This window comes from Pseudomonas sp. 18175, from assembly GCF_050432925.1.
In the GTDB taxonomy this organism is placed as follows: domain Bacteria; phylum Pseudomonadota; class Gammaproteobacteria; order Pseudomonadales; family Pseudomonadaceae; genus Aquipseudomonas.
Genome location: NZ_JBKFTO010000006.1, coordinates 65,861 through 91,871 on the forward strand (window position 1 = coordinate 65,861; position 26,011 = coordinate 91,871).

The window sequence follows — 26,011 nt, forward strand, 5'->3', positions numbered from 1 at the left end:
GGGGTGCCGCGTGGCGCTCAATAGCATCGAAGAACTGGTTGAAGACATCCGCCAAGGCAAGATGGTCATCCTGATGGATGACGAAGACCGCGAGAACGAAGGCGACATCATCATGGCCGCCGAGGCCTGCCAGGCCGAGCACATCAACTTCATGGCCAAGCACGCCCGTGGGTTGATCTGCATGCCCATGAGCCGCGAGCGCTGCGAACTGCTCAAGCTGCCGTTGATGGCGCCGCGTAATGGCTCGGGTTTTGGCACCAAGTTCACGGTTTCTATCGAAGCAACCACCGGCGTCACCACCGGTATCTCCGCCGCTGACCGCGCGCGCACCGTGCAAGCCGCCTCCGCCAAGGACGCCAAGGCCGAAGACATTGTGAGCCCTGGCCACATCTTCCCGCTGATGGCCCAACCGGGTGGCACCCTGGCCCGCGCTGGCCATACCGAAGCGGCCTGCGACCTGGCGCGCATGGCCGGTTTCGAGCCCAGCGGCGTGATCTGCGAAGTGATGAACGACGACGGCACCATGGCCCGTCGCCCTGAGCTGGAAACCTTCGCGGCCGAACACAACCTCAAGATCGGCACCATTGCCGACCTGATTCACTACCGCATGATCCACGAACGTACCGTTCAGCGGATTGCCGAGCAGCCACTGGACAGCGAACTGGGCCAATTCAATTTGGTGACCTACCGTGATTCAGTGGAAGGCGATGTGCACATGGCCCTGACCCTGGGTGCCATTTGTGCCGAGGAACCGACCCTGGTGCGCGTGCACAACATGGACCCACTGCGGGACCTGCTGATGGTCAAGCAACCGGGCCGTTGGAGTCTGCGGGCCGCTATGGCCGCGGTCTCCGAGGCTGGCAGCGGGGTGGTGCTGTTGCTCGGTCACCCGTTGGATGGCGATGTACTGCTGGCGCATATCCGCGAAACGGCCGACCACGCACCGGTGAAAAAACCGACCACCTACAGCATCGTCGGTGCCGGTTCGCAGATCCTGCGTGACCTCGGCGTGCGCAAAATGCGCCTGATGAGCGCACCGATGAAATTTAATGCGATATCCGGTTTCGATCTGGAAGTTGTAGAATACGTGCCCTCCGAATAAAGGCCGGCGTTTTTTGCCCCTTGTTCGCGGTTAAATCATCACTAAGGGACGCCCTTTTCGCGTCCCGGCTCTTTAAGAGATTTGTCGAATGACCCTGAAGACCATCGAAGGTACCTTCATCGCCCCCAAAGGCCGCTACGCCCTGGTAGTTGGCCGCTTCAACAGCTTCGTGGTTGAAAGCCTGGTAAGCGGTGCCGTGGACGCCCTGGTTCGCCACGGTGTAAGCGAGAGCGATATCACCCTCATCCGTGCCCCTGGCGCCTTCGAAATTCCACTGGTTGCGCAAAAAGTTGCCCAACAGGGTGAATACGCGGCGATCATCGCCCTGGGCGCGGTGATTCGTGGCGGTACTCCGCACTTCGAATACGTGGCCGGCGAATGCACCAAGGGCTTGGCCCAGGTGTCCATGGAGTTCGGCGTGCCGGTTGCTTTCGGCGTACTGACCGTGGATTCCATCGAGCAAGCCATCGAGCGTTCCGGCACCAAGGCCGGCAACAAAGGCGCTGAAGCTGCCTTGTCCGCCTTGGAAATGGTCAGCCTGCTGTCGCAGTTGGAGGCCAAGTGATTTCCGACGAGAGCGACAACTTCAACCCACGCGAGCCACGCCCAGCAGACGCTGGCAAGCCATCCAAGAACGAGAAGCGTCGCGCTGCTCGTCAGTTGGCGACCCAGGCGCTGTACCAGCGTCATTTGGCCGGTGCGTCGTTGAACGAAATCGAAGCGCAGTTTCGCGTCGACAACGATTTCACCTTCGCCGACCAAGCTTATTTCCACGACATCCTGCACGGTGTGCATGCACACCTGACCGAGATCGACACGGCCCTGGCACCTTGCCTGGACCTGACCATCGAAGAGCTGGACCCGGTTGAACTGTGCGTGATGCGCCTGTCCACCTGGGAATTGCTGCACCGGGTCGACGTGCCGTACCGCGTGGTGATCAACGAAGGTATCGAACTGGCGAAAGTCTACGGTTCGACCGACGGCCACAAGTTCGTCAATGGCGTGCTCGACAAGCTGGCTCCGCGCCTGCGTGAAGCCGAAGTGAAGGCGTACAAGCGCTAACCGGCGCTTGAGTCCTGAATGGGCGAGTTTGAGCTGATCCGTAAATACTTCGCTGCCGCGCCTTGTGCGCAGGGCGGCGAAGGCATTGCCTTGGGGATCGGCGACGACTGCGCCCTGCTGGCGCTCCCCGCTGGGGAGCAGTTGGCGATCTCCACCGATACATTGGTGGCCGGGGTGCATTTTGCTGACCCCTGCGACCCGTTTTTGCTGGGCCAACGCTCGTTGGCCGTGGCTGTTAGTGACTTGGCTGCCATGGGCGCCAACCCCCTCGCGTTTACCCTTGCCCTCACCACCCCGACGGTCGATGCCGATTGGCTGCAACGCTATGCCCAGGGTTTAAACACCATGGCGCAAAGCTGCGGCGTTGGCTTGGTAGGCGGCGACACCACGCGTGGCCCGCTCAGCCTGACCCTGACCGTATTCGGCCGTGTGCCGGCCGGTCAAGCGTTGACCCGTAGTGGCGCGCAGCCGGGTGACCTGTTGTGTGTGGGCGGTGAGCTGGGCAACGCGGCGGGTGCCTTACCGCTGGTATTGGGCCAGCGCACGGCTGAGGCCGCCATCGCCGAACCGTTGCTGGCCCATTACTGGTCGCCACAGCCGCAGTTGGCCTTGGGGCTGGCGCTGCGGGGCAAGGCCACGTCTGCGATGGATATTTCAGACGGTCTCCTGGCCGATTGTGGGCATATCGCCAAGGCGTCGGCTGTCAGTCTGTTGGTCGAGCGCCAGCAGTTACCGCTGTCCAAGGCCTTGCTCGCGTTTGTCGGCGATGAAGCGGCGCGGGTGGCGGCCTTGAGTGGCGGCGATGACTACATTCTGGTGTTCACCCTGCCGCCTGCCGAGTTGGCGCCGTTGCTGGCCGACGGCTGGCCGGTCCACGTGATCGGCCGGGTCGTGGCGGGGCAGGGCGTGACGCTGCTGGATGCCGGCGGGCAGGACATAACCCCGGCCATCCGTGGTTATCAGCATTTTCGCGAGGCGCCGTAAGCCGGCGTCCTGCGCTACCCTCTATACGATCATCACGGAGTAGGAGGTTGTCCCATGGATGTGCGCCGCTGGCTGGTGGTAGTGCTGTGCGCCTTCACATCCTGGGTGCATGCCGGTGAGGTGCCGGTAGCGCCCGGCAAGGTCTTGTTGGCCAGTGAAGCGTGGGATGACTACACCGACGCTGACGGCCGAGGCCTGGCCTGGGACGTGTTGCGCAAGGTTTTCGAACCGGCGGGGATTACCCTGCAAACCCGCACCGAGCCGTACACACGCTCGGTCGGTTTGGCCCAGCGTGGCGAGGTGGATGGCTGGGTTGGCGCCTACCGCGACGAAGCCAAAGGCGTGTTGTACCCCCATTGGAACTTCGATTCCGACCACATCTACGCCCTCGGCCTGGCAACTACGCCGGCCCCGACTGCGGCGACCCTGGGCGATTACCGCCTGGCCTGGGTACGCGGCTACAAGTACGAGGACTACCTGCCCAACGTGCGCCGCTTCAACCAGATTGAGCGCCGCGACGGCATCCCTTCCATGCTGCAACACGCCCGGGCCGACTTCTACATCGATGCCCTGACCGAAGTGACCGAGGTCCTCAAACAAGCCCACGATCCCTCCCAGTTCCGCCTCACCCATGTCGCCGAACTGCCGCTGTACGTGGGGTTTGCCGATAACGAGCGAGGCCGGGGCCTGATGGCAGTGTTCGACCAGCGCATGGGGGCACTGGTAAAGAGCGGCGAGCTGAAGCCAATTTTCGAGCAGTGGAAACAGCCCTATCCGTTCTGAACTGCATAGAACCAGGATGAAGGCCAATCGAACCTATTGATCTTTATCAGCGATAATTCAGCTTAAGCGTCTGTAGGAACGTGCTGTTACAATGGCCGCCTTTGTAAAAACTGAAATCAGGAGCACACGGTGCCCGTCGTTTTCGTCGCCGCTTCCAAGCTGCCTACCCCTTTTGCCACGTTCACCATGAACGGCTTTCTCGAAGAAGCCACCGGCCGCGAGCACGTCGTGCTCAGCCTGGGCGATATCGCTGACGGCGCCCCGGTGCTTGGCCGCGTGCACTCCGAGTGCCTGACCGGTGATGCACTGTTCAGCCAGCGTTGCGACTGCGGTTCGCAACTGGAAGCCGCCATGCGCGCCATTGCCCGTGAAGGCCGCGGTGTGTTGCTGTATTTGCGTCAGGAAGGCCGTGGTATTGGCCTGATGAACAAGATCCGCGCCTACGAGCTGCAAGATGGCGGCGCCGACACTGTTGAAGCCAACGAGCGCCTGGGGTTCGCTGCCGACCAGCGTGACTACGCGATCTGCCTGCCGATGCTCGAACACCTCGGCGTGAAATCCTTGCGCTTGATGACCAACAACCCGCGCAAGGTCAAAGCCTTGACCGAGATGGGCATCACCGTGGCCGAGCGCGTGCCGCTGCACACCGGGCACAACCCGCATAACAAGCTGTACCTGGCCACCAAGGCCAGCAAGCTCGACCACATGATGGGCAACGAGCACCAGGGCGAGGTCGACCGCGCGTGACCCGTGGCCAGGTAAAACGGCGACTGTCCTTCAACTGGTGGCAGTACCTGGCCCTGGCGTTGCTTCCCCTGTTTGTGATTAACCTGGTGTTCGGCCAAGCCCAGTCCTTGCTGCCGGTGCTGGCCATGCCGTTCTTTATCGCCGGCGTGGCCTCGATGTTCCTCAGCCTGCGCTACTTCAACGGCTATAAACACGCGTTGATCGCCACCTCAAAAGCCCTCGATACCCCCGAAGAGCCAGCGGCCTGGATCACCCTGGCGGCTCGTCGGCGTACGGCCTTGATGATTGCTGCCCTGCCGGCCTGGATCGGTACGCTGGCGGTGTTCGTGGGGCTGGAAGCGGTGCCGCTGTTTCTGCTGGCGCTGTCGACCTTGGTGCTGTTCTACCTCTATCGCATCCCCCGCCAATTGGGATGAAGCGCCTCTGGCTGGTGCCGGATAAAGGGCTGGAAAGGCCCAGTGGGCAGATGGTGGAGGCGCTGGGGCGGTTGTGTCAGGTGATTGCACCGAACCTGTGGCACCGCTATCGCAGGCAAGCCAGCTCCCACCTTGAATGGTGTACGCGGTCAAAAATGTGGGAGGGGGCTTGCTCCCGATTGCAGTGTGTCAGTCTCAATTTCTTTAACTGGCCCGCCGCTATCGGGAGCAAGCCCCCTCCCACATTTTTTGATCCCGGTTTACAGGCCCAGTTGCGCCGTGCGTTTCAGGACTGATGCTTCAATCCCAGCCTCATCCAACCCGCACTCCGCCAACATCTGCGCCGGCTTGGCGTGTTCGACGTACACATCCGGCAAGCCCAGGTGCAGCACCGACTTGAGGATATTCTCCCGCGCTAGGAACTCGCTGACCGCCGCACCGGCGCCGCCCATGATGGCGTTTTCTTCGACAGTCACCAGCAGCTCATGGCTACCGGCGATCTCGCGCACCAGTGCTTCATCCAGCGGTTTGACGAAACGCATGTCCACCACGGTGGCGTCGATCTTCTCGGCCACTTTCAGCGCTTCGGCCAATTGCACGCCAAATACCAGGAACGCCGTCTTGCTGCCCTGGCGACGGACGATGCCCTTGCCGATCTCGATAGGCGCCAAGTCCTTTTCGATCACTGCATTCGGGCCGTTGCCACGCGGGTAACGCACGGCGGCCGGGCCGTTGTACAGGTGGCCGGTGCTGAGCATCTTGCGCAGTTCGTTCTCGTCGCTCGGCGTCATCACCAGCATGCCGGGGATGCAACGCAGGTAGGACAAGTCGAAGCTGCCGGCGTGGGTCGGGCCGTCTTCGCCCACCAAACCTGCGCGGTCGATGGCGAACAGTACATCGAGGTTTTGCACCGCGACGTCGTGCACCAACTGGTCGTAACCGCGTTGCAGGAAGGTGGAGTAGATCGCGACCACCGGCTTGGCGCCCTCACAGGCCATGCCAGCCGCGAAGGTGACTGCATGCTGCTCGGCAATCGCCACGTCGAAGTAGCGCAGCGGGAAACGCTCGCTGAACGCCACCAGGTCCGAGCCTTCCTTCATCGCAGGCGTAATGCCCACCAGGCGCGGGTCGGCGGCGGCCATGTCGCACAGCCATTCGCCGAACACACCGGAATACTTCGGGCCGCTGGCCTTTTTCGGCGCAGCAGCGGGAGCGTCCACCGGTTCCAGCTTGGTGATGGCGTGGTAGCCAATTGGGTCGACTTCCGCCGGGGCGAAGCCTTTGCCCTTTTTAGTGACGATATGCAGGAACTGCGGGCCCTTGAGGTCACGCATGTTGCGCAGCGTGGCGATCAGGGTGGGTAGGTCGTGGCCGTCGATCGGGCCGATGTAGTTCCAACCAAGCTCTTCGAACAGGGTGCCGGGCACCAGCATGCCCTTGGCATATTCTTCGGTGCGACGGGCAATTTCCCACGCGCCGGGCAGGCGCGAGAGCACCTTCTTGCTGCCTTCACGCATGCTGGCATAGGTGCGGCTGGAGAGGATTTTTGCCAGGTAGTTGGACAGGCCACCGACATTGCGCGAGATCGACATGTCGTTGTCGTTGAGGATCACCAACATGTTGGCGTCTACTTCCGGCGCATGGTTGAGCGCCTCGAAGGCCATGCCGGCGGTCAGCGCGCCATCACCGATCACGGCAATGGCCTTGCGGTCGCTGCCTTGCAGGCGGGCGGCAATGGCCATGCCCAGCGCTGCACTGATGGAGGTGCTGGAGTGGCCGACGCCAAAGGTGTCGTACTCGCTCTCGGAGCGACGTGGGAAGGCAGCAATGCCGTCCTTCTGGCGCAGGGTGCCCATTTGTTCGCGGCGACCCGTGAGGATCTTGTGCGGATACGCCTGATGGCCCACGTCCCACACCAGCCGGTCGTCCGGGGTGTCGAACACGTAATGCAGGGCGATAGTCAGCTCGATGACGCCCAGGCCGGCGCCGAAATGCCCACCGGTCTGGCCGACCGTGTAGAGCAATTCCAGGCGCAACTCATCGGCCAGGGTTTCCAGCTCGGCTTCACCCAGACGGCGCAGGCCGGCCGGCGTGACAGCACGGTCGAGCAGGGGCGTGGACGGGCGCTTGCGGGGAATCTCTTGAAACGTCGTGGGCATCAGGCGAATCGTTATAGGTATAGAAGAGGCGGCAGTTTACCTCAAGCATTGCAAACTGCCCACGCAGAGCGCCGAACTTGGCCGATATGCGGCCGCAAAGGCCGCTGTTATCAGTGGCGGCGTTCGACGATATACCGCGCCAGGTCCCGCAACGGCTCGGCTGCCGCGTCGAAAGGTCGCAGGGCGTCCAAGGCCTGGTCGCGCAGTTCCAGGGCGTAGGCCTTGGCCGCGTCCAGCCCGAGCAATGCAGGATATGTCGGCTTGTCGCGGGCGATATCGGCGCCCTGGCGTTTGCCCAGGGTGGCGGTGTCACTTTCGACGTCGAGGATGTCGTCCTGCACCTGGAAGGCCAGGCCGATGGCGCGGGAATAAGTCTTCAATGCGGCCAATTGTTCGGCCTCAGCACGGCCACTGGCGAGGGCGCCCAATTGTACGGCGGCTTCGATCAGCGCACCGGTCTTGTGGCGATGCATGTATTCCAGGGCCTGTTGATCGAGCTTCTGGCCGACCGAACCGAGGTCGATGGCCTGGCCGCCGACCATGCCGGCGGGGCCAGCAGCGACAGCCAGGGTGGTGACCATGCGCAAGCGGATCTCGGCATTGACGCTGCTCAGCGTTGGGTCCAGCAGTGCGCTGAACGCCAGGCTTTGCAGGCCGTCACCGGCGAGGATCGCGCAGGCTTCGTCGAATGCTTTGTGAGTGGTGGGCTGGCCGCGACGTAGATCGTCATCGTCCATCGCCGGCAAATCGTCATGCACCAGGGAATAGGCGTGGATCAACTCCACCGCACACGCCGCGCCGTTGGCCTGCTCGGCGGTTGCGCCCAGGGCTTCGCAGGCGGCATAGGCCAGCAGTGGGCGCACGCGCTTGCCGCCATTCATCACGCTATAGCGCATGGCTTCATAGAGGCGATTCAATTCGGGGCTTGGCGCAACAAACAAGGGTTCCAAGGCCGCATTGACCCGGGCTTGGCTACTGGCCTGATACGCGTCGATCATTCCGGCTGTTCCGCATCGAAGGGTTCTTCGGCCAACTCCCCGTCACGTTCCAGCAGCACTTGCACCTTCTGCTCAGCCTGCGCCAGGGCGCTTTGGCAGTCGCGGGTCAGGCCGATGCCTTGCTCAAACGCTGTCAACGAGTCTTCCAGCGACAACTCGCCGTTCTCCAGACGCTCGACCAGGGTTTGCAGGTCGGCGAGGGATTGTTCGAAATCGAGTGCAACTTTTTTGCGGGCCATGGCGGCTATTCCGGTAGACGGTAAACTGGCGCGACACTAGCAGACATGGGGGTTCTGGGCAAATAAGCGGGCAAATGAGTGGGGGACAGGACCGAGGGCATGAGCCGATCAAATGAGTTATTCGGCTCATGGTCCGTCAATCGCTTTTCGCTGATGATGAGCACCGCCCGTGTGCGTTCTTTAACTGTGCCTCAAATTCCGACAACCCCTTGTACATGTTCTGTAGCAGGCCAATTTGGACGGCCAGTTCGCGCTTTTTGTCGGCAATGGCCTTATCCGCCCGTGCCCAGGGAAGTTCATCGCCCTGATGGTCTCGAAGAATGCCCTGCAACTCCTTGAGCTTGAACCCCAACTGCTGCGCACACTTGATAAACATCAGCCGCTCGACACATTGCTCGGTATAAACCCGGTACTGCCCCAGACGCTGCGGCGCGGGCAGCAGCCCAATCGCCTCATAATGACGAATCGCCTTGATGGTCGTGCCCGACAACTGCGCGGCTTTGCCGATGTACATGAAAATTCCCTTTTCCCGCGAGTAGGTCAGCCCGTTTCAGCCACTTGACCCGTTGCACCGCAGTAGAGCCCAGCACGGGGCCGAACAGCAACGTCTTGACCGGCTTGATCCCGCAAAACGCCAACGTAGTCTTGCGCATCTGATGGATACCCGGCATGCGGTAGAACCAGCGGTAATACCATGGCGGCGTGTCCAAGGTCACCAGCAAGTGGGCGGTTCTGCCGGCCAGCAGCTTGTCGGGGAATGCCTTGCCCGCGCGGTATTTAAAGGCGAAGCCGGGTAGGAAGATTCGGTCGAGAAAGCCCTTCATCAAGGCCGGAATTCCACCCCACCAGATGGGGAACACGAACGTCAGGTGCGTGGCCCAGAGAATGTCGGATTGGGCGCTGAGCAAATCCGGCTCCAGGGGCTGGATTTGGGTGTAGCCATGGTGCAAGACCGGATCGAACGTGAGATTGCCCAGGCACAGGGCGCGCACTTCGTGACCAGCGGATTGTGCGCGGTGGGTGTAGGTGTCGGCCAGGGCGGCGCAGAAACTGGTTGTTGAGGGATGGCCGAGGATGACGAGGATGCGTTGGGGCATGAGCGTGGTCCTGAAATTGGGGTTTCAGGGTAGGGGGTGCTGTATAGGGGAGAGTCAAGTGTGCAGCAATTAAAACAGCCTGCTTTTCAGGGCAGGCTTTGTGTGTGGCGTGGTTAATCAGTCCTTACGTGCCGTCAGCGCCGAATAACCATTCATCAGGTTGCGATAGTTCGGAATCCGCTGGGACAGCAAGTTGCCCAGCCCTTCAATGTCGTTGCGCCAGTCGCGATGCAGCTCACAGGCCACCGAGAACCAGTTCATCATCTGCGCGCCGGCTTGAGTCATGCGGTTCCACGCCGCCTGCTGCACCGTGGTGTTGAACGTACCGGAAGCATCGGTGACCACAAACACATCAAACCCTTCCGCCAGCGCCGACAGTGTCGGGAACGCCACGCACACATCCGTTACCACACCAGCAATGATGATCTGCTTACGGCCGGTGGCCTTGATCGCCTTGACGAAGTCTTCGTTGTCCCATGCGTTGATCTGGCCAGGGCGGGCGATGTACGGCGCGTCCGGGAACATCTCTTTCAGCTCTGGCACCAACGGGCCGTTGGGGCCTTGTTCGAAGCTGGTGGTGAGGATAGTCGGCAGTTCGAAGAACTTGGCCAGGTCCGCCAGGGCGAGCACGTTGTTTTTGAACTCGTTGGGGGAGAAGTCTTGCACCAAGGAGATGAGACCGGTTTGGTGGTCGACCAGCAGAACTACGGCGTCGTCTTTGTTGAGGCGGTTGTAGGTTGGAGTGCTCATGGTTGAATCCTTTTTTGTTTAAGTGGGTTAGGGCGTTGCGTTCAACATGGGCACAGATTAATGGGTTGGCTGGGGGTGATAAATCGGGTGGGATGTGTCTTACCGTCAACTTGTAGGCGACAATACGAATGCGGGTATTTTTTGCCCGCTGGGTGTTGGCACGAAGATCACTTTAAGCCGTTGCCCGATGCGTAACTGTGGCGGCTCGTCGCACAGGACAACCGACAGCATGGTCGGCCCTTCATCAAGCGTCACGTAGGCGATGCAATGGCTTTCGTCTTCTCGACCGCTGTAGCTGAAGCTATACAAGGTGGCGTTGCCGCTGGCGACGATCCAGTCGCAGGCAGCGCTGCCGGTAAAAGGGCTGTGGTCGCGGGGGTAGAAGAACGCTTTGCCGGTGTCGAGGCAGCGGCGCAGCAGCAGTTGCTCGCGGTTGGCTGCAGCCCAATACGGCGCACTTTCGGGGGTGATGTGTGGCGAGGTCAGGTGCATATCAGAGCCGCTCCAGAATGAGGGTGGCGCTGCCATGTCGTGATCCCAGCAAACCACCGGTGCCGTGGGCAAGGGCCAGCGCGCAGTTGGGGCGTTGCACGGCGGGGTGTGCTTCGCCGCGAAGCTGGCGCACGGCTTCGATCAGCCGGGCCATGCCGCCGCGATTACCGGGGTGGTTGTTGCACAGCCCGCCACCGTCGGTGTTGACCGCCAAGGCCCCTACACCGCTGATCAATTGGCCGTCGGTGACGAAGGCACCGCCCTGGCCGGGAGCGCAGAAGCCGAGGTTCTCCAGTTGGATCAGTACGGTGATGGTGAAGCTGTCATACAGCGAGGCGTAGCCGATATCGCTGGGTTTGAGCCGGGCCTGGGCGAACGCGTCGGCGCCGGACTTCACTGCGCCAGAGGCCAGCAGATCGAAGTAGCCACCGTTCAAGTTGCTGATCGAGTAGCCCGCGCCGATGGGTGTAATCAGCGGTCGCTTGAGTGAGCGGGCGATGGCGGGATGAACCACCACCAGCGCACCACCGCCGTCGCTGATCACGCAGCAATCCAAGCGGCGCAATGGTGCGGCGATCAGCGGTGAATTCAATACGTCGTCCACCGTTACCAGGTTGCGCAACATCGCCTGGGGGTTGTGCTGGGCGTGGTGCGATGCCGCGACTTTGATCCAGGCCAGTTGCTCGGCGGTGGTGCCATATTCGTACTGGTGGCGCATGGCGCACATTGCATAGAGGTTGGTCACGGCGGCGCCGTAGGGCATTTCGAAGGGCGACTCGCAGGTGGTTTGGGCTTGGTCGAGGTGGCTGGCGTCTGGTCGTTGGCGCTCGGCACGTGGTCGCCCGGCTTGGGTTATCAGAGCGACAGTGCAGCGGCCGTCGGCAATGGCGCGGGTAGCCTGGGCGACGTGATGGAGGTAGGAGGAACCCCAACTTTCTGTGGTCTCCAGGTGCCGAGGTCGTATGCCCAAGTACTCAACCATGGAAAAGGGCCCCACACCCGGTGCTTCCCAGCCGGGCACGTCACCCGCGCAGAAATAGCCGTCCACATCGCTGAGGCTCAAGCCCGCGTCGGTCAAGGCACCTCGGGCTACGTCTGCATGCAATTGCGCGAGGGAGCGGTCCACCGCGTGGCGCGTGGGGTGTTCGTAGGCGCCGACGAGAAAGGCTTTGCCCTTCATGGTTGGCGCCTTTGGCTGGCGTACTCGATAAAAAACGCAAGCGCCTGCGGGTCGCGCATCGCGCTAGGGTTGGCGACGGTTTGCGGGTCGTGGCCCATCAGGATTCGTCGCACCGGCACTTCCATTTTTTTACCGGTCAGGGTCAGAGGAATCAGCGGCACCGCGATGATCTGGTCAGGCACGTGACGGCGCGTGCACGCCTGGCGCAGGCAGTTACGCACGCGCTGGCAAAGTGCTTCGTCCAATGGCGTGCCACGGCGCAGTTGGACAAACAGCGGCATAAAGAAACCGCCTTCGGGAAGGTCCAGATTGACGATCAAGGCATCGTCGATTTCGGCTATTTTCTCCAGCGCCCGGTAGATCTCCGCCGTGCCAATACGCACGCCAAAGCGGTTCAGCGTCGCATCCGAACGGCCCAGCACCTGGCAACCGCCGCGCGCGTTGAGCAGGAAAAAATCCCCATGGCGCCAAACGCCTGGCCACGGCTGGAAATAGCTTTCGCGGTAGCGCTCGCCCCCCGGATCATTCCATAAATACACCGGCATCGACGGCATGGGCGATGTCACGACCAACTCGCCAACCTGATCGATCACCGCCCGGCCGTGCTGATCAAATGCCTGGGCATCCACACCCAAGGCCCGGGCCTGGATCTCGCCGGCATACACCGGTAGCGTCGGCACACCGCTTACCAAACCGGTGCAAATGTCCGTCCCTCCGCTGCCCGTGGTCACCCACACATCGGCCTTGAGGTTGCGATAAAACCAGGCATTGCACTGTGGCGAAACCGGCGAGCCCACTGGCATCACGGTGCGCAGTGCGCCCAGGTCGAAGCGTTCACTGGGCACCACGCCGTGGCGTTTCATCGTCTCGATATAGGTGGGGCTGGTAGCGAAAAAGCTGGCGCGGCTGTCTTGCACGATTTGCCACAGCGTTTCGGTATTCGGCCAGGTTGGATGGCCGTCGTACAGCACGGGACGGACCTTGCAAAGCAGGGCGCTGAACAAGGTGTTCCACATCATCCAACCGGTGGTGGTGAAGATGAATGCAGCATCGCCGGGGCGAAAATCCAGGTGCAGGGGCAATGCCTTCAATTGCTCCAGAAGCATCCCGCCGTGGCTGTGTACGATGGCTTTTGGCAGGCCGGTTGTGCCGGACGAAAACAGCACCCATAGCGGATGGTCGAAGGGCAATTGCTCGCACTGAAAATCGGCAGCGGACACGGTTGGGCGCAGGTGCAGCGCATGCCAGTCGAGGGTGTTGGCAAGTGTCAGCGGTTCATCGGGAAACAGCGCAGGCAGCACAATAATGTGCTCGATGCTGTCCAGTTCGCGGGCGATTTGACGGACCTGCTCCCGTCGATCAAATAGTTTGCCGCCATAACGATAGCCATCCACCGCCAACAACACCTTCGGCGACAACTGCCGCATTCGGTCCAACACACCATCCACGCCAAAATCCGGCGAGCAACTGGCCCAGACCGCACCGATGGCCGCGCAGGCACACAGTGCGATCATCGCTTCGGGGATGTTCGGCAGATAAGCCGCCACTCGATCACCCGGTACCACGCCCCACTCGCGCAGACAGGTAGCCAACGTGCGTACCTGATTGGCAAATTCAGTCCAATGCATGCCCTGCAGGCCGGTCGTTTCATTCAGGTAGAGCAATGCGTCGCCGTCCTGCTCATTGCGCAGAATGTGTTCGGCAAAATTCAATCGCGCGCCGGGAAACCACCGCGCTCCTGGCATCGAACGATCACCCAGCACTCTGTGGTGGGGGCTGCTGGCCTGGACCTGAAAGTGATCCCAGATCGATTGCCAGAAGGCTTCCAGGTTATTGACCGACCACTGCCATAACCCGTGGTAGTCGGCAAACCTGAGGCTGCGCTCCTGCCTTAGCCAATTCAGGTAGTGGGTGAGACGAGCGTGTTGAAGTTGTTCGGGGGGAGGCTGCCAGAGCAGTTGGCCCTGGATTACGTCGTTGAATGCAGTGTCGTTGAATGCAGTCGCCACGATAAAAGACCTCTGACGTTATTGTTATTCGGGTCATGGGGTTCTCTTGCGTAGCGGACTGTAGCGATTAGTTGTACGTCGTACAATTAGTGGCGTTTCTGGTTTTTTTGTATGAATTTTCAGCAGCGGGCAGCCAGTGTTTCCAGGCCGCAGAGGATGGTCTCCACATAGAATGCAAAACTTTCATCCAGCGCGGCGTGTACACCATTTTCCCAGCGCAGGCTGAACCCGCGGTTGCTCAATTGGCCCATATTCTGCGCGAGGGTGGGATGCTGTTCTGCATCGACAGCCCGCAGGGTTTCCTGCACTTGGTGTTGCCATGCCTCGGTGTTTTCCGGCAGTGGCGCGTACTCAAGCGTGGTGAATCCGGCGAGGGCGGCGATAAAGGTGTTGTAGGCGCCGGCCAAGGCGTTTCCGCTGAAACCGGCCTGTTGTAATGCCGCCAGCACGCCTTCGACCAACTTGAAGTCGGTGCTGGAGTTGGACACCAATTGCGAACCCAGCAACGGGGCGATATTCGGATGTTGGTGCACAGCGTCATGGCAGTTGACCATCGCCGCACGCAGGTAATCCTGCCAGCGCTCCTGGGGTTGCGGCGCTACCTCTTCCAGGACTTTGGCCAGTACGTCGCTCAACAGCAACTCCCGCGAAGATACGTACCAATAAATCGCCGTTGGGTACACGCCCAGGCTGCTGGCCAGGTTGCGCAGGCTGCATTTTTCCAGGCCATCACGGTCGATCAACGCCAGGGCGGCGGTGATGATGGTGTCCTTGTTCAGTGGGTTTTTTGCGTCTTCGTCAGCGGTCTTCTTACGCCTGCCCCGTGGGTTAGCGGTTTTGCTGGTCATTGTTGTGGGTTCCGGTTGAGCGACGGCGAAAGGATAGCGGCTCACCGATTCGCTGTCGCTCCTGCGCAGGCGTTGTCAGTTCCCTGCGTAGCGCTCCACAAACGCCTGTGTGGCGGTGACCAGCCGATGCAGTTCGTGCTCAGTCAGCGGCAGACTCAGCGCAAGCAACCCACGTCGTGCGCTGTAGATCCCCCATTCGAGCAGGTGAAAGAAGAACAGGTCGCGTAGCTCTTTGCGGTCCGTTGGGATATCCGAAGGCCGACGAATCGGTAAGCCCGTGGGATGCAGATTCATGACCGACCCTTGCCCGGTGTATTGCATCGCCATGGGTGCCAGCACCTCATTGAGTTGCTCACGCAACCTGTCGCCTCGCGCATTCAGCTTCAATGCTTCGTCGCGGGTGTACACCTGTTCCAACCCTGCGATGCCCGCGGCCATCGTCAGCACATTGTTGTTGAACGTACCCGCATGGGAGAGGCTCCCGTGACGTGGATCAAACTGCCCCATGATGTCCCGTCGCCCACCGAGTGCGCCACACGGCATGCCGCCGCCGATGTATTTACCCAGGGTGATCAGGTCAGGCGTGATGCCGAGTTTTTCCTGCAAGCCGCCGGGGGCGAGGCGTGAGGTCATTACTTCATCGAAGATCAGCAACGTGCCGTGGGCTTGGCTCCTTTCCCGCAAGCCTTCAAGAAAACCCGGCTCGGCGCAGATACAGCCGCCCGCACCGAGCATCGGCTCTACCAGGATGGCCGCAATGTCGACCTGCTCGCGCAGCAAACGCTCGACGCCATCCAGGTCGTTATAGTCGGCGAGGTGCACCCGATGCGGCACATTCATCGACGTGTTCGCCCCGCCAAAACTCAACACGCCGCCATGATAACCGCCGTTGAACGCGATAACTGCGTTACGCCCGGTGTAGGCCTTTGCCGCCGCCAGCGCGAGTAGATTCGCCTCGGTGCCGGAGTTGGTAAAGCGCACCTGCTCGATACAGCCGAAGCGCTGCACCATCAATGCCGCTAGCCGCGCTTCCAATGGTGTATGGGCACTCAGGTTCAGCCCATTCTCCATGGCTCTAGCCAGTGCATGGGTTATGACTGGATGAGAGTGGCCGTACAGCGACGCCGTGTATTCCGCCAGGAGATCCACGTAGCGGTGCCCGTCCATATCATCGAGAAAACATCCGTTGCCGGCCGTCATCACCAATGGGAACGGCTCATAAAACAGCACCGAGCGGGTATTACCGCCAGGCATCACACGAGCCGCCGCGCCCAACTGGTGCGCGCTGTTGGGGTTGGCCTGGATGTATCGTTGGATGCAGCGCTCCAGCTCAGGCATTCGAGGCATCACTCACCCCCTTCTTCAACACGGCACGCTTGGGATACACCAGCAACAGCAACGCGAACCACGCGGCGGCTACATAAAATGCTGCGCGAGTTTCCGGGTCACGGATCACCAATACCGTCAGCACACCCAGGTAACCCAACACCAATACACTGCTGACCTTGGGCCAGGGCAGTCGGTAACGCACCTCGGCCAATTCGCTGCGCTGCACTTTACGGCGATAGGCCATATGCGCCGTGATGATCACCACCCACACCCAAATCAACAGACCCAGGATGCCCGTGATCAACAGGCTGAAAATGCTCTCCGGGATCAGATAATTCAGCAGCACACCCACCAGCAAAATCGCCGTCGACACCATCAGGCACCGGGCCGGAACTTGGCGCGGGCTCAACACCTGTAGCTGGCGCGGCGCCTGCTGGATATGCGACAGCGCAAACAACATCCGGCTAGTGGCAAACAGCCCGGTATTACATGAAGATGCCAGCGCGCTGATCACCACAAAATTGATCAAACCAGCCGCTATACCCAGACCAATACTGTCGAACACCATCACAAACGGACTCTGGGATGTGTCGATCTGATTCCACGGGTACAGCGCCATGATCACCGCCGTCGACCCCAGGTAAAAAATTGCCATCCGCCAAAGGATGCTATTGATTGCTCGCGGCAACGTGCGCTGTGGCTCCGCTGTTTCCGCCGCCACCAGGCCCACCACCTCGATCCCCGCAAAGGTAAAAGCCGCCACAGGTACCGCGAACCAAAAGCCGCTCCAGCCATTCGGAAAAAACCCATCATGACGCCAGAGGTTGCTCACCGAAGGCGTCGTTTGCGCCGACGTCTCCAGCCCAAACACCAGAATCACCAAACCTGCGCCAATCAGCCCGACAATCGTCAACACCTTGATCAACGCCAGCCAGAACTCCACTTCGCCGAACGTCTTTACCGCGAACAGATTGATCACCATCAACATGCCCACAGTGACCAGCGCTGGAATCCATTGCGGCAACTCCGGGAACCAATACTTCATCAACAAACCGATCCCGGTCACCTCCAGCACCCCCACCAGAATCCAGATCATCCAGTACGACCACCCCGTGATAAACGCCACCCGTGGCCCTAAAAACTCCTCTGCATAGGTCGCAAACGAGCCACTACTGGGCCGGTACAACGACAACTCCCCCAGCGCCCGCGCAATCAGATACACCATCCCTCCACACAATGCATACGCCAGTAACAACGCCGGCCCAGCGGTGGCAATCGCCTTGCCCGAGCCCAAAAACAAACCGGCGCCGATGATTCCGCCGATTGCGATCAGCATGACGTGGCGTTCCTTGAGTGACCGCGCCAGGCCATGGTCGGAAGAGTGAAGCGGTGGTGTGGACATCAGCGTTCCCCTGGCTGCGGTGTGCAGCGGTAATGGGTGTTGGTCCGGTTTGAACCGGTTTTATTGTGCGGTGTGCAATAAGCAGGTTTTGGGCCAGAGCGGGAGCATGGCGGGTCAAACGGGTCGTTTAGATGTTTGTGTAGGACGTTTCATTTGGGGGTATGAAGTGGGGAGGAGGGCACAGAGGTGTCACCAGGGGACACAGGTGGGTGGGGGGAACACAGGGGGGATTTCGGCATGATTTTGAACCGTTAGCAGGGCGCATCCGGGTGCGCCGCACAGGACGGTGATGCACTTGGTGGAAATGGCGGGGATGGTGGCGGATCGGGCGGTGGAGTCTATGCAGGCTACCTAACGCCATTCGGAGGCGGGGGGCGATTCGTGCTGGCCGCTTTTGGCCATTCAATTGCCCACCGACTTGTTGGGCTATTGAATTGGGTTTTTGCGGGCATTAAAAAGCCGGCTTGTGGCCGGCTTCTCGGGGACTGCTTCAGCTTGTTTTTGACAAGCCTCACCAGCCTTCAAATCGCTCAGCCAACGTCGCGTCTGGCTGAATAGTAGGGGCATCTGCGGCAGCTGCGTCGCATTGCCTGGCAGGGTGAGTAGCGTTGAGCCAACCCCTGCCAAATGTGCCGCGCATAATACCCACATTCACCTCAAATGCCCACCTCCGGTTCCGACTTAGAGCCTTCCCAGCCCAACAAGTGCTCATCCAGCGGCACTGGCGGGCGGCGGTTGTTGAGGGTGGACCACCAGAACACCCAGCCGACGATCTTGAAGTTTTGCTCGAAGCGTTCTTCGTAGTTCAGGTATTCGTCGGGATGTTCGGCGGTGTTGTGGCTGCGCATGCGTAAACCACCACCAGGCCGGTTGTAGAGGTATTTGATGCGCAGCATGCCGTCGTGTTCGACGGCGTAGATTTCGCCGTCGATGATTTGGGTGCGGCCTCGGTCCAGGGCGAGGGTGGCGCCTTGTTGGATGATGTCGGTCATGCTGTTGTCGACCATATAGGCACCCAGTGCGCGGTCGGGGTGAACGTTGAGGGTTTCCAGGGTGTGCAGGGAGACGCGGATGTGTTCGGTTGAGGTGAAGGTGGGGTGGAGGGGGATCTCCACGTCGACTTTTTCCGGGTGGCGGGCTGGGCCCGTGAGGTACTTGCCGCTCTCTTCGCGGGTGGGCAGTGCATTCCTTGCAGTGGGGCCTTCCAACAGAAAGTTGGCCGGTGGGTGTTTGGGACCTTCGCCTGTGCGCAGCCAGCGGCTGGAGACGCACAACAGTTCTGCGAACTCGTTGAGTCGGCCCATGGGCACACCGCGTTTGAACCAATTGTTCACGTGTTGAGGCGTGACACCGCGGTTCTTGGCGAAATCGGAGGCGGAAAGATGAACTTCCCGCAATAGCTCTTTTAAACGATCACCTGATTTATTCATAAACGCAGAGTTTACTGGCCGGAAAAATTATTCAAATAAACTATGCGTTGACTTGCTCGTGTAGGTTTTTGCTTAGTTGTAGCTTGGATTGTCGGATTGCGTGGATTTCTAAACTTCTGTTGTTGTTAATTAAACTATTGGTTTAATTCAAGGCATAAAAAAGCCCCGAATAGTCGGGGCTTTTTTGATTGCCGGAGCAATGAGTAATCGGTATCAGCCTTTGTAGGCAGCAACCGACTTCAGGATCTCGGCGCGGGCGGCGTCTGCGTTGCCCCAACCGTCGATCTTCACCCATTTGCCTTTTTCGAGGTCTTTGTAGTTCTCGAAGAAGTGCTTGATCTGTTCCAGCAGCAGCGGTGGCAGATCGGTGTATTCCTTCACGTCCACGTACAGCTGGGACAGCTTGTCGTGAGGAACCGCGATCACCTTGGCATCGCCGCCGCCGTCGTCGGTCATGTTCAGGATGCCGACTGGGCGGGCACGGATAACCGAACCTGGGGTAACCGGGTAAGGGGTTACAACCAGCACGTCGAGGGGGTCACCGTCGTCAGCCAGGGTGTTAGGGATAAAACCGTAGTTGGCCGGGTAGAACATCGGGGTGGCCATGAAACGGTCAACGAACAGGCAGTCGCTGTCTTTGTCGATTTCGTATTTGATCGGCGCGTGGTTGGCCGGAATCTCGATGGCGACGTAGATGTCGTTCGGCAGGTCTTTGCCAGCCGGAATCTTGCTGTAGCTCATTGGGCGTTGCCCCCGTTAATTGGCCAAGAAACTTGGCCGGATTGGCCTAAAAGTGGCGGCGATTATAGGCACATTCTGACGCCGATGCCATGCGCCAGACGTCGCAAGGTCATTCGTCTTGCGGCTGATAACGCGGGTCGTGGGCTTGCAGTTGGAGCAAGCGGGCCAGGGGATCCTGGCGATAAAAGCGGCTGAGCTGGGCGTACACCTGTGGATAACTATTGACCAGTAAATCCGGGGCGCTGAAAAAATATTCGCTGGTGACGGCAAAGAATTCCGCAGGGTTTTCGGCGGCGTAGGGGTCGATCTCGGTGTCCGCATCCGGGTTGGCGTCCAGTTGGCGATTGAGGTCGTCGTAGGCGCTTTGCATCACGCTGGCCCACTCCTGCACGCGCATGTCGTTGTGCAGCGGCGGCAGGCCGTTGGCGTCACCGTTGAGCATGTCGAGCTTGTGGGCCAGTTCGTGGATGACCAGGTTGTAGCCTTCCCAGTTGCCGCTGGCCAGTACGCCGGGCCAGGCGAGGATCACCGGGCCTTGTTGCCAGGCTTCGCCGCTGTGCTCGCCGTCCCATTCGTGTTCGATGCCGCTGCTGTCGCGGTGGCGCTGGGGGCTTATGAAGTCGTCGGGGTATAGAACGATTTCGTGGAAACCTTGGTACCAGTCAAGGTCGCCCAGGTTCATCAGCGGCAGTTGCGCCTGGGCGGCGAGCAACAGGCGCTGCTCTTGGTGCAGCTCCACGCCGGGCAGGGCGGTGAGGTGTTTTTCGGCGAGGAATACCACGCAGGCTTCACGCAGCCACTGGTCCTGCTCGGCGCTGATGCCGTCGAGGAAGGTCAGGTGGTGGCGCACCCGTTGCCAGGTGTCATCGGCAATCGGGTGCTTGGCCAGCAGGCGCCGGCGACGCCAGGCGCTCAGGGACCACATCGCAGGTCAGTGCGGCTTTGCTTCGGAGGATGCGCGACCAAAACGGCTGCGGAACACACCAATAATCATCGGCACCAGCGACAGCAGGATGATGAACACCACCAGCAGCGACAGGTTTTTCTTGATAAATGGCACGTTGCCAAAGAAGTAGCCCAAGGTCACCAGGCCGCCAACCCAGAGGATAGTGCCCAGCACGCTGAACCCGAAGAACCGTGCATACGGCATTTTGGCGATACCGGCGACGAACGGCGCAAAGGTGCGCAGGATTGGCAGGAAGCGCGCCAGGGTCACGGTTTTACCGCCGTGCTTGTCGTAGAAATCGTGGGTTTTTTGCAGGTAGTCGCGGCGGAAGATTTTCGAGTTCGGGTTGTTGAACAAGCGTTCGCCCACCGTTCGCCCAATCACATAGTTGGTACTGTCCCCGAGGATCGCTGCCAACATCAACAGGCCGCCCAGCAGCACCGGGTCCATACCACCGCCCGCCGCCACGGCGCCAGCGATGAACAGCAACGAATCACCCGGCAGGAAGGGCATGACCACCAAGCCGGTTTCGCAAAAAATAACCAGGAACAGGATGGCGTAAATCCACACTCCATAGTTTCTCACCAGCGTATCGAGGTACACGTCGAGATGCAGGATGAGATCGAGCGGGTTGAAATCCATGGATGGCACCTGTGTGAATGGCCCGGCTCAGCAGGCCAGTGCGGACGCTGGGGTAAGTAAGGCTACAAATGTATGCCGTGTTTCTTACAGCCCTGAAAGGTCCGCATTATACGGATTGAGAGGTGAAAAGCCTGTTGGTTTTGTAGCGGGGGATGTCGTAGCTATCAAGCCTATACGCTGATCCAAATGTGGGAACGGGCTTGTGTGGGAGCGGGCTTGCTCGCGAATGCGGTGAATCAGCCCAACATGTGTCGACTGACACACCGCTTTCGCGAGCAAGCCCGCTCCCACAGAGGATTTGTGGCGTTTGTGGAGTTGGCGTTTAGTCTTCACTAATGGGCAACGTGTAGTTCTTGAACTCCGTATCCTCACGAAACCCAATCGACTCATAGGTCTTCTGCGCCACTTCGTTATCGCTGCTGGTGGATACCCGCAGCCGCACCGCATGGGTTTCCTTGGCCATTTTCTTCGCGGTGCGCATCAGGTTGTCCGCCACCAACTGCCGGCGGGCGTCTTCGGCCACGTAGATGTCATTCAGGATCCACACCCGCTTGAGCGACAACGATGAAAAACTCGGGTACAGCTGGCAAAAGCCGAGCACTTTCTTGTCGTCATCGTCAGCCAGGGCCAGGTAGATCACCGATTCCTTGCGACGCAGGCGCTTTTCCAGGAAGGCCCGCGATGAGTCCGGGAAGGGCAGAGCCCCGTAAAACTCGCGGTATTTGACGAACAACGGGGTCAACAGGTCCAGGTGTTCCAGGGTCGCTTGAGTGATCCGCATGCCAGGCCTCAACTTCCAAATGGGGTATGACCACGCGAGCGGCCGTGACTCGATGCTGCCTAAAGACGCGAAAAAGCGCAATCGTGTGGGTATCAGTCCTTAGGTGGACTAAGCAGGAAATTGCCTTTCATCAGGTCCGGATCGTCCGACTCAATGGTCTGAACCTGTGCCTCATCCTTCAGATTGACTCCCGATAACTGGCGACGACACGCCTCTCGCATCAAGTACAGCAAACGATGGGCCGCCATGCCATAACTCAAGCCTTCCAAACGCACATTAGAGATGCAGTTGCGATAAGCGTCGGTGAGGCCGACCTTGGGGTTGTAAGTGAAATACAGTCCCAAGCTGTCCGGCGAACTAAGCCCTGGCCGTTCGCCGATCAGGATCACGGTCATCTTGGCGCCAAGCAATTGCCCGATTTCGTCGGCCACTGCCACGCGACCTTGCTCCACCAGGATCACGGGTGAAAGTGACCAACCGTCTGCATTGCTCTGTTCCTCCAAGCGTGTCAGGAACGGCAGGGTGTGTTTGTGCACCGCCAAGGCCGACAGGCCGTCAGCCACCACGACCGCCAAGTCCACGCCGCCAGGGTTGGCCGAAGCATGCTCGCGCAGCAACTGTGCCGACTCATCGCTCAGGCGCCGCCCCAGGTCCGGGCGTTGCAGGTACATATGCCGGTCTGTCGCAGCACTGTGCAGCAACAGGCTATCGCGGCCCCGCTCGGCCAGTTGGCTGCTAAGGCCCGCAGGGTCAAACGGTAGATGCACTGCGTCCCGCGCCTGGGCGTGGGCAAATTGAAAATCAAGCTGGGCGTTGGTGGGAATGCTGGTGCCGGTACGCCCCAGCGCGATGCGCGCCGGGGTTAGGCGACGCAGTTCCAGCCACGGGTTCTCAGGTAGGTCGAGTTGCACGGGCGGCTCCTTCATCCCAATTGCGCCAAGGCGTGGCGAAAGGCCGGTGGCAAGCTGTTGCCAAACTGCACCTTGCCGTCGGCTTGCGTAAAGATGCCCATTTTCGCCAGCCACTGTTCAAACTCCGGCGCCGGCTTTAAACCCAGGGTTTGGCGGGCGTACAGGGCATCGTGGAACGAAGTGGTCTGGTAATTGAGCATGATGTCGTCGGAGCCCGGAATGCCCATGATGAAGTTGATCCCGGCCACGCCGAGCAAGGTCAGCAGGGTGTCCATGTCATCTTGGTCGGCTTCGGCGTGGTTGGTGTAGCAGATGTCGCAACCCATGGGCACACCCAGCAGCTTGCCGCAGAAGTGGTCTTCGAGGCCGGCGCGGATGATTTGCTTGCCGTTGTACAGGTACTCCGGACCGATAAAGCCTACAACGGTGTTCACCAAAAACGGCTTGAAATGCCGCGCCACGGCATAGGCGCGGGTTTCGCAGGTTTGCTGGTCAACGCCAAAGTGCGCGTTGGCCGACAAGGCGCTGCCCTGGCCGGTTTCGAAATACATCAGGTTCTGGCCCAGCGTGCCGCGATTGAGGCTCAAGCCTGCTTCGTAACCCTCTTGCAGTACGTTCAGGTTGATGCCGAAACTGGCGTTGGCCGCCTCCGTACCGGCAATCGACTGAAACACCAGGTCCAGCGGCACGCCACGGTTGATCGCTTCGATGGAGGTGGTGACGTGGGTCAGCACGCAGGCTTGGGTGGGGATTTCGTAACGCTGGATGATCGCATCGAGCATCTCCAGCATCGCGCAGATCGAGGCGATGCTGTCGGTGGCCGGGTTGATGCCGATCATGGCGTCGCCGTTGCCGTACAGCAGGCCGTCGAGAATGCTCGCAGCGATCCCTGCGGGTTCGTCGGTAGGATGGTTGGGTTGTAGACGCGTGGATAAACGCCCGCGCAGGCCCATGGTGCCGCGAAATTGGGTGACCACACGGATTTTCTGCGCCACCAGCACCAAGTCCTGCACGCGCATGATCTTGGACACCGCCGCCGCCATCTCCGGTGTAAGACCTGGCGCCAACGCCCGTAGGCTGTGTTCATCGGCAGCGTCGCTGAGCAGCCAGTCCCGCAGACCGCCCACGGTCAGGTGGCTGACCGGCGCAAACGCCTGTTTATCGTGGGTGTCGATGATCAGTCGGGTGACTTCATCGCTTTCATAAGGGATGAGCACTTCCTCAAGGAAGTGCTTGAGCGGGATATTTGCCAACGCCATCTGCGCCGCCACCCGCTCGCCATCATTCTGTGCGGCCACGCCGGCGAGGAAGTCCCCGGAACGGGCTGGGCTGGCCTTGGCCATCACGTCCTTGAGGCTGTCGAAGCGGTAGGTTTGTGTGCCCACCGCGTGGGAAAAGCTTGCCATACAGTGTCTCCTTGACGATGGGGGCCGCGGCCCCCATCGAGGTTTTCGGCAGTTAGTGCAAGGCGGCCTCTGCGGCCTGGATCGCCGCGAATTCCTCTTCGGGCGTGCCTGCTACCAAGTGATGCCGGCTGTAGAAAGCAAAGTAAGCAATTAATACTCCATAGATGATCGCCGCGCCAATCACCACGCGTGGATCCACCAGGAAGCCCGCAACCACGGCCACGCAAGCCAGTACCAGAGCGACGCCGGAGGTGAAGATGCCGCCGGGTGTGCGGTAAGGGCGGTCCATTTTGGGGCGGCGGATGCGCAACGTAATGTGTGCAGCCATCATCAACACGTAGGAAATGGTCGCGCCGAACACCGCTACCAGGATCAACAGGTCACCCTGGCCGGTCAGCGACAGGCCAAAACCGATAATGCCGGGGATTACCAGTGCCAGCACCGGTGCCTTGCTCTTGTTGGTCTGGGACAGTTTGCGCGGCAAGTAACCGGCGCGGGACAGTGCAAAAATCTGCCGCGAATAGGCGTAGATAATCGAGAAAAAACTCGCGATCAGCCCCGCCAAGCCTACAAGGTTGACGAAACTGCCCATCCAGGTCGAACCGCCGTAGGACAACGCCAGCGCTTCCACCAGCGGGTTGCCGGATTTGATCAGCGCGTAGGTGCCGGCGCCGCCCGGAGCGATTACCAGGATCAACAGAGCAAAACTGGTGAGCACCACAATGGCGCCGATCAAACCGCGTGGCAGGTCGCGTTTTGGGTTCTTGGTTTCTTCCGCCGCCAATGGCACGCCTTCTACGGCGAGGAAAAACCAGATCGCATAAGGAATCGCCGCCCACACGCCCACGTAGCCAAACGGCAGGAAGGTGCTGGCGCCCTTGGCCTCAGTCACCGGAATATCCAAGAGGTTGGCCACATTGAAGTGCGGCACCATCGCTACCAGGAACACGCCCAAGGCGATAGCGGCGACGGCGGTAATCACGAACATCAACTTCAAGGCCTCACCGACACCAAAAATATGGATGCCGATAAAGATGATGTAGAACGCCAGGTAAATCATCCAGCCGCCGATGCCGAACAGCGACTCGCAATAAGCGCCGATAAATACAGCGATGGCCGCAGGAGCGATGGCGTATTCGATCAGGATGGCGGTGCCCGTGAGAAACCCGCCCCACGGCCCGAAAGCACTGCGGGCAAAGCCGTAGCCGCCACCGGCGGTGGGGATCATGGACGACAGTTCGGCCAGGGAAAAACACATGCATAGGTACATCGTGGCCATGAGCAGGGTGGCGAGGAACATACCGCCCCAACCCCCTTGGGCCAGGCCGAAGTTCCAGCCGGCGTAATCGCCGGAAATAACATAGGCAACACCAAGGCCCACTAACAGCACCCAGCCGGCGGCGCCTTTTTTAAGTTCGCGTTGTTGGAAGTATTGGGAGTCGACTTTTTCGAAGTCGACGGAAGATCCAGTCTGTTCGCTAGGCATGGGAAAGTACCTTTCGTTGTTATTGTTTTTTAACTCGGCCTCTGTGTGCCGAATGCAAATCGCAAGTACTT

Annotated in this window: 27 protein-coding genes and 1 pseudogene; 8 read left to right on the forward strand and 20 right to left on the reverse strand. The window is 60.2% G+C overall.

The features are described 5' to 3' along the window. Window positions 1-10: 10 nt before the first annotated feature. From ribBA to ACLD1Y_RS10120, 8 genes and pseudogenes are all read left to right on the forward strand, one after another. Window positions 11-1,102 carry a bifunctional 3,4-dihydroxy-2-butanone-4-phosphate synthase/GTP cyclohydrolase II gene (ribBA, locus tag ACLD1Y_RS10085; protein WP_429477706.1) on the forward strand — a complete coding sequence of 364 codons (1,092 nt, stop codon included), beginning with the start codon at window positions 11-13 and terminating at the stop codon, window positions 1,100-1,102. An 88-nt stretch (window positions 1,103-1,190) separates the two neighbouring features. After that, window positions 1,191-1,667, forward strand: coding sequence for a 6,7-dimethyl-8-ribityllumazine synthase (ribH, locus tag ACLD1Y_RS10090; protein WP_003194576.1), 477 nt, complete (start codon window positions 1,191-1,193; stop codon window positions 1,665-1,667). Beyond that, a complete protein-coding gene (nusB, locus tag ACLD1Y_RS10095; RefSeq protein ID WP_429477709.1) occupies window positions 1,664-2,164 on the forward strand; it encodes a transcription antitermination factor NusB in 501 nt (166 codons plus the stop codon). Before ribH ends, nusB begins: the two co-directional genes overlap by 4 nt. 18 nt (window positions 2,165-2,182) lie before the next feature. Beyond that, on the forward strand, window positions 2,183-3,148 hold the full coding sequence (gene thiL / locus ACLD1Y_RS10100) for a thiamine-phosphate kinase (RefSeq protein ID WP_429477711.1): 966 nt from the start codon (window positions 2,183-2,185) through the stop codon (window positions 3,146-3,148). A 54-nt stretch (window positions 3,149-3,202) separates the two neighbouring features. Beyond that, window positions 3,203-3,931, forward strand: a complete 729-nt coding sequence (locus ACLD1Y_RS10105) for an ABC transporter substrate-binding protein (RefSeq protein WP_429477713.1) — start codon at window positions 3,203-3,205, stop codon at window positions 3,929-3,931. 129 nt (window positions 3,932-4,060) lie between these two features. Continuing rightward, window positions 4,061-4,678, forward strand: coding sequence for a GTP cyclohydrolase II (ribA, locus tag ACLD1Y_RS10110; RefSeq protein ID WP_016978544.1), 618 nt, complete (start codon window positions 4,061-4,063; stop codon window positions 4,676-4,678). Next, window positions 4,675-5,094, forward strand: coding sequence for an MFS transporter (locus ACLD1Y_RS10115; protein ID WP_429477715.1), 420 nt, complete (start codon window positions 4,675-4,677; stop codon window positions 5,092-5,094). Before ribA ends, ACLD1Y_RS10115 begins: the two co-directional genes overlap by 4 nt. Before the next feature lie 2 nt (window positions 5,095-5,096). Continuing rightward, window positions 5,097-5,192, forward strand: a pseudogene (locus tag ACLD1Y_RS10120) (cobalamin-binding protein); the annotation flags it as partial. A 162-nt stretch (window positions 5,193-5,354) separates the two neighbouring features. Here the strand turns inward: ACLD1Y_RS10120 and dxs are convergent. The 20 genes from dxs to eat all read right to left on the reverse strand — a co-directional run bounded on the left by dxs (window position 5,355) and on the right by eat (window position 25,940). Then, on the reverse strand, window positions 5,355-7,253 hold the full coding sequence (gene dxs, locus ACLD1Y_RS10125; protein WP_429477717.1) for a 1-deoxy-D-xylulose-5-phosphate synthase: 1,899 nt from the start codon (window positions 7,251-7,253) through the stop codon (window positions 5,355-5,357). A 110-nt stretch (window positions 7,254-7,363) separates the two neighbouring features. Beyond that, on the reverse strand, window positions 7,364-8,251 hold the full coding sequence (gene ispA / locus ACLD1Y_RS10130; RefSeq protein ID WP_429477719.1) for a (2E,6E)-farnesyl diphosphate synthase: 888 nt from the start codon (window positions 8,249-8,251) through the stop codon (window positions 7,364-7,366). Further along, complete coding sequence (locus ACLD1Y_RS10135) at window positions 8,248-8,490, reverse strand: exodeoxyribonuclease VII small subunit (RefSeq protein WP_003176346.1); 243 nt, start codon at window positions 8,488-8,490, stop codon at window positions 8,248-8,250. The genes ispA and ACLD1Y_RS10135 overlap by 4 nt, the downstream gene beginning before the upstream one ends. Before the next feature lie 136 nt (window positions 8,491-8,626). Beyond that, entirely contained in the window at window positions 8,627-9,004 is a 378-nt protein-coding gene (locus tag ACLD1Y_RS10140; protein ID WP_429477722.1) for a MerR family transcriptional regulator, read from the reverse strand. Next, on the reverse strand, window positions 8,943-9,587 hold the full coding sequence (locus ACLD1Y_RS10145; RefSeq protein WP_429477724.1) for an NAD(P)H-dependent oxidoreductase: 645 nt from the start codon (window positions 9,585-9,587) through the stop codon (window positions 8,943-8,945). The genes ACLD1Y_RS10140 and ACLD1Y_RS10145 overlap by 62 nt, the downstream gene beginning before the upstream one ends. A gap of 117 nt (window positions 9,588-9,704) precedes the next feature. Continuing rightward, the gene (ycaC, locus tag ACLD1Y_RS10150) at window positions 9,705-10,337 is read right to left on the reverse strand and encodes an isochorismate family cysteine hydrolase YcaC (RefSeq protein ID WP_135290124.1); all 633 of its coding nucleotides are present in this window, start codon (window positions 10,335-10,337) and stop codon (window positions 9,705-9,707) included. Window positions 10,338-10,442: 105 nt separating this feature from the next. After that, window positions 10,443-10,829 carry a Zn-ribbon domain-containing OB-fold protein gene (locus ACLD1Y_RS10155; protein ID WP_429477726.1) on the reverse strand — a complete coding sequence of 129 codons (387 nt, stop codon included), beginning with the start codon at window positions 10,827-10,829 and terminating at the stop codon, window positions 10,443-10,445. Window position 10,830: 1 nt separating this feature from the next. Beyond that, window positions 10,831-12,009 (reverse strand): thiolase domain-containing protein, encoded by a 1,179-nt coding sequence (locus tag ACLD1Y_RS10160; protein WP_429477728.1) that lies wholly within the window; start codon window positions 12,007-12,009, stop codon window positions 10,831-10,833. Next, window positions 12,006-14,018, reverse strand: a complete 2,013-nt coding sequence (locus ACLD1Y_RS10165) for an acetoacetate--CoA ligase (RefSeq protein WP_429477730.1) — start codon at window positions 14,016-14,018, stop codon at window positions 12,006-12,008. Before ACLD1Y_RS10165 ends, ACLD1Y_RS10160 begins: the two co-directional genes overlap by 4 nt. Before the next feature lie 119 nt (window positions 14,019-14,137). Then, entirely contained in the window at window positions 14,138-14,866 is a 729-nt protein-coding gene (locus ACLD1Y_RS10170) for a TetR/AcrR family transcriptional regulator C-terminal domain-containing protein (protein WP_429477732.1), read from the reverse strand. Window positions 14,867-14,941: 75 nt separating this feature from the next. After that, window positions 14,942-16,213 (reverse strand): aspartate aminotransferase family protein, encoded by a 1,272-nt coding sequence (locus ACLD1Y_RS10175; protein ID WP_429477734.1) that lies wholly within the window; start codon window positions 16,211-16,213, stop codon window positions 14,942-14,944. Continuing rightward, window positions 16,197-17,597, reverse strand: a complete 1,401-nt coding sequence (locus ACLD1Y_RS10180; RefSeq protein ID WP_429477736.1) for an amino acid permease — start codon at window positions 17,595-17,597, stop codon at window positions 16,197-16,199. Before ACLD1Y_RS10180 ends, ACLD1Y_RS10175 begins: the two co-directional genes overlap by 17 nt. Window positions 17,598-18,253: 656 nt before the next feature. Beyond that, window positions 18,254-19,027: a LexA family transcriptional regulator gene (locus tag ACLD1Y_RS10185; RefSeq protein WP_429477738.1), complete on the reverse strand. Its 774-nt coding sequence runs from the start codon at window positions 19,025-19,027 to the stop codon at window positions 18,254-18,256. A gap of 213 nt (window positions 19,028-19,240) precedes the next feature. Further along, window positions 19,241-19,768 carry an inorganic diphosphatase gene (gene ppa / locus ACLD1Y_RS10190; RefSeq protein WP_003219382.1) on the reverse strand — a complete coding sequence of 176 codons (528 nt, stop codon included), beginning with the start codon at window positions 19,766-19,768 and terminating at the stop codon, window positions 19,241-19,243. Between the two features lie 109 nt (window positions 19,769-19,877). After that, the gene (locus ACLD1Y_RS10195) at window positions 19,878-20,693 is read right to left on the reverse strand and encodes a zinc-dependent peptidase (protein ID WP_429477741.1); all 816 of its coding nucleotides are present in this window, start codon (window positions 20,691-20,693) and stop codon (window positions 19,878-19,880) included. A gap of 6 nt (window positions 20,694-20,699) precedes the next feature. Then, a complete protein-coding gene (locus tag ACLD1Y_RS10200; RefSeq protein ID WP_429477743.1) occupies window positions 20,700-21,356 on the reverse strand; it encodes a DedA family protein in 657 nt (218 codons plus the stop codon). 322 nt (window positions 21,357-21,678) lie between these two features. Then, window positions 21,679-22,137 (reverse strand): GNAT family N-acetyltransferase, encoded by a 459-nt coding sequence (locus tag ACLD1Y_RS10205; RefSeq protein WP_003176320.1) that lies wholly within the window; start codon window positions 22,135-22,137, stop codon window positions 21,679-21,681. Between the two features lie 92 nt (window positions 22,138-22,229). Beyond that, window positions 22,230-23,063 carry an ethanolamine ammonia-lyase subunit EutC gene (gene eutC / locus ACLD1Y_RS10210; RefSeq protein ID WP_429477745.1) on the reverse strand — a complete coding sequence of 278 codons (834 nt, stop codon included), beginning with the start codon at window positions 23,061-23,063 and terminating at the stop codon, window positions 22,230-22,232. Next, complete coding sequence (locus ACLD1Y_RS10215; RefSeq protein ID WP_429477747.1) at window positions 23,060-24,454, reverse strand: ethanolamine ammonia-lyase subunit EutB; 1,395 nt, start codon at window positions 24,452-24,454, stop codon at window positions 23,060-23,062. The genes eutC and ACLD1Y_RS10215 overlap by 4 nt, the downstream gene beginning before the upstream one ends. A 52-nt stretch (window positions 24,455-24,506) precedes the next feature. After that, a complete protein-coding gene (eat, locus tag ACLD1Y_RS10220; protein ID WP_429477749.1) occupies window positions 24,507-25,940 on the reverse strand; it encodes an ethanolamine permease in 1,434 nt (477 codons plus the stop codon). Between the last annotated feature and the right edge of the window lie 71 nt (window positions 25,941-26,011).

What these genes read in the sequence shown, in the direction of transcription:
- ribH (WP_003194576.1), top strand. Translation starts at nt 1,191, where the DNA reads ATGACCCTGAAGACCATCGAAGGTACCTTCATCGCCCCCAAAGGCCGC.
- thiL (WP_429477711.1), top strand. Translation starts at nt 2,183, where the DNA reads ATGGGCGAGTTTGAGCTGATCCGTAAATACTTCGCTGCCGCGCCTTGT.
- ACLD1Y_RS10105 (WP_429477713.1), top strand. Translation starts at nt 3,203, where the DNA reads ATGGATGTGCGCCGCTGGCTGGTGGTAGTGCTGTGCGCCTTCACATCC.
- dxs (WP_429477717.1), bottom strand. Translation starts at nt 7,253, where the DNA reads ATGCCCACGACGTTTCAAGAGATTCCCCGCAAGCGCCCGTCCACGCCC.
- ispA (WP_429477719.1), bottom strand. Translation starts at nt 8,251, where the DNA reads ATGATCGACGCGTATCAGGCCAGTAGCCAAGCCCGGGTCAATGCGGCC.
- ACLD1Y_RS10135 (WP_003176346.1), bottom strand. Translation starts at nt 8,490, where the DNA reads ATGGCCCGCAAAAAAGTTGCACTCGATTTCGAACAATCCCTCGCCGAC.
- ACLD1Y_RS10140 (WP_429477722.1), bottom strand. Translation starts at nt 9,004, where the DNA reads ATGTACATCGGCAAAGCCGCGCAGTTGTCGGGCACGACCATCAAGGCG.
- ACLD1Y_RS10145 (WP_429477724.1), bottom strand. Translation starts at nt 9,587, where the DNA reads ATGCCCCAACGCATCCTCGTCATCCTCGGCCATCCCTCAACAACCAGT.
- ycaC (WP_135290124.1), bottom strand. Translation starts at nt 10,337, where the DNA reads ATGAGCACTCCAACCTACAACCGCCTCAACAAAGACGACGCCGTAGTT.
- ACLD1Y_RS10155 (WP_429477726.1), bottom strand. Translation starts at nt 10,829, where the DNA reads ATGCACCTGACCTCGCCACACATCACCCCCGAAAGTGCGCCGTATTGG.
- ACLD1Y_RS10160 (WP_429477728.1), bottom strand. Translation starts at nt 12,009, where the DNA reads ATGAAGGGCAAAGCCTTTCTCGTCGGCGCCTACGAACACCCCACGCGC.
- ACLD1Y_RS10170 (WP_429477732.1), bottom strand. Translation starts at nt 14,866, where the DNA reads ATGACCAGCAAAACCGCTAACCCACGGGGCAGGCGTAAGAAGACCGCT.
- ACLD1Y_RS10175 (WP_429477734.1), bottom strand. Translation starts at nt 16,213, where the DNA reads ATGCCTCGAATGCCTGAGCTGGAGCGCTGCATCCAACGATACATCCAG.
- ACLD1Y_RS10180 (WP_429477736.1), bottom strand. Translation starts at nt 17,597, where the DNA reads ATGTCCACACCACCGCTTCACTCTTCCGACCATGGCCTGGCGCGGTCA.
- ACLD1Y_RS10185 (WP_429477738.1), bottom strand. Translation starts at nt 19,027, where the DNA reads ATGAATAAATCAGGTGATCGTTTAAAAGAGCTATTGCGGGAAGTTCAT.
- ppa (WP_003219382.1), bottom strand. Translation starts at nt 19,768, where the DNA reads ATGAGCTACAGCAAGATTCCGGCTGGCAAAGACCTGCCGAACGACATC.
- ACLD1Y_RS10195 (WP_429477741.1), bottom strand. Translation starts at nt 20,693, where the DNA reads ATGTGGTCCCTGAGCGCCTGGCGTCGCCGGCGCCTGCTGGCCAAGCAC.
- ACLD1Y_RS10200 (WP_429477743.1), bottom strand. Translation starts at nt 21,356, where the DNA reads ATGGATTTCAACCCGCTCGATCTCATCCTGCATCTCGACGTGTACCTC.
- ACLD1Y_RS10205 (WP_003176320.1), bottom strand. Translation starts at nt 22,137, where the DNA reads ATGCGGATCACTCAAGCGACCCTGGAACACCTGGACCTGTTGACCCCG.
- eutC (WP_429477745.1), bottom strand. Translation starts at nt 23,063, where the DNA reads ATGAAGGAGCCGCCCGTGCAACTCGACCTACCTGAGAACCCGTGGCTG.
- ACLD1Y_RS10215 (WP_429477747.1), bottom strand. Translation starts at nt 24,454, where the DNA reads ATGGCAAGCTTTTCCCACGCGGTGGGCACACAAACCTACCGCTTCGAC.
- eat (WP_429477749.1), bottom strand. Translation starts at nt 25,940, where the DNA reads ATGCCTAGCGAACAGACTGGATCTTCCGTCGACTTCGAAAAAGTCGAC.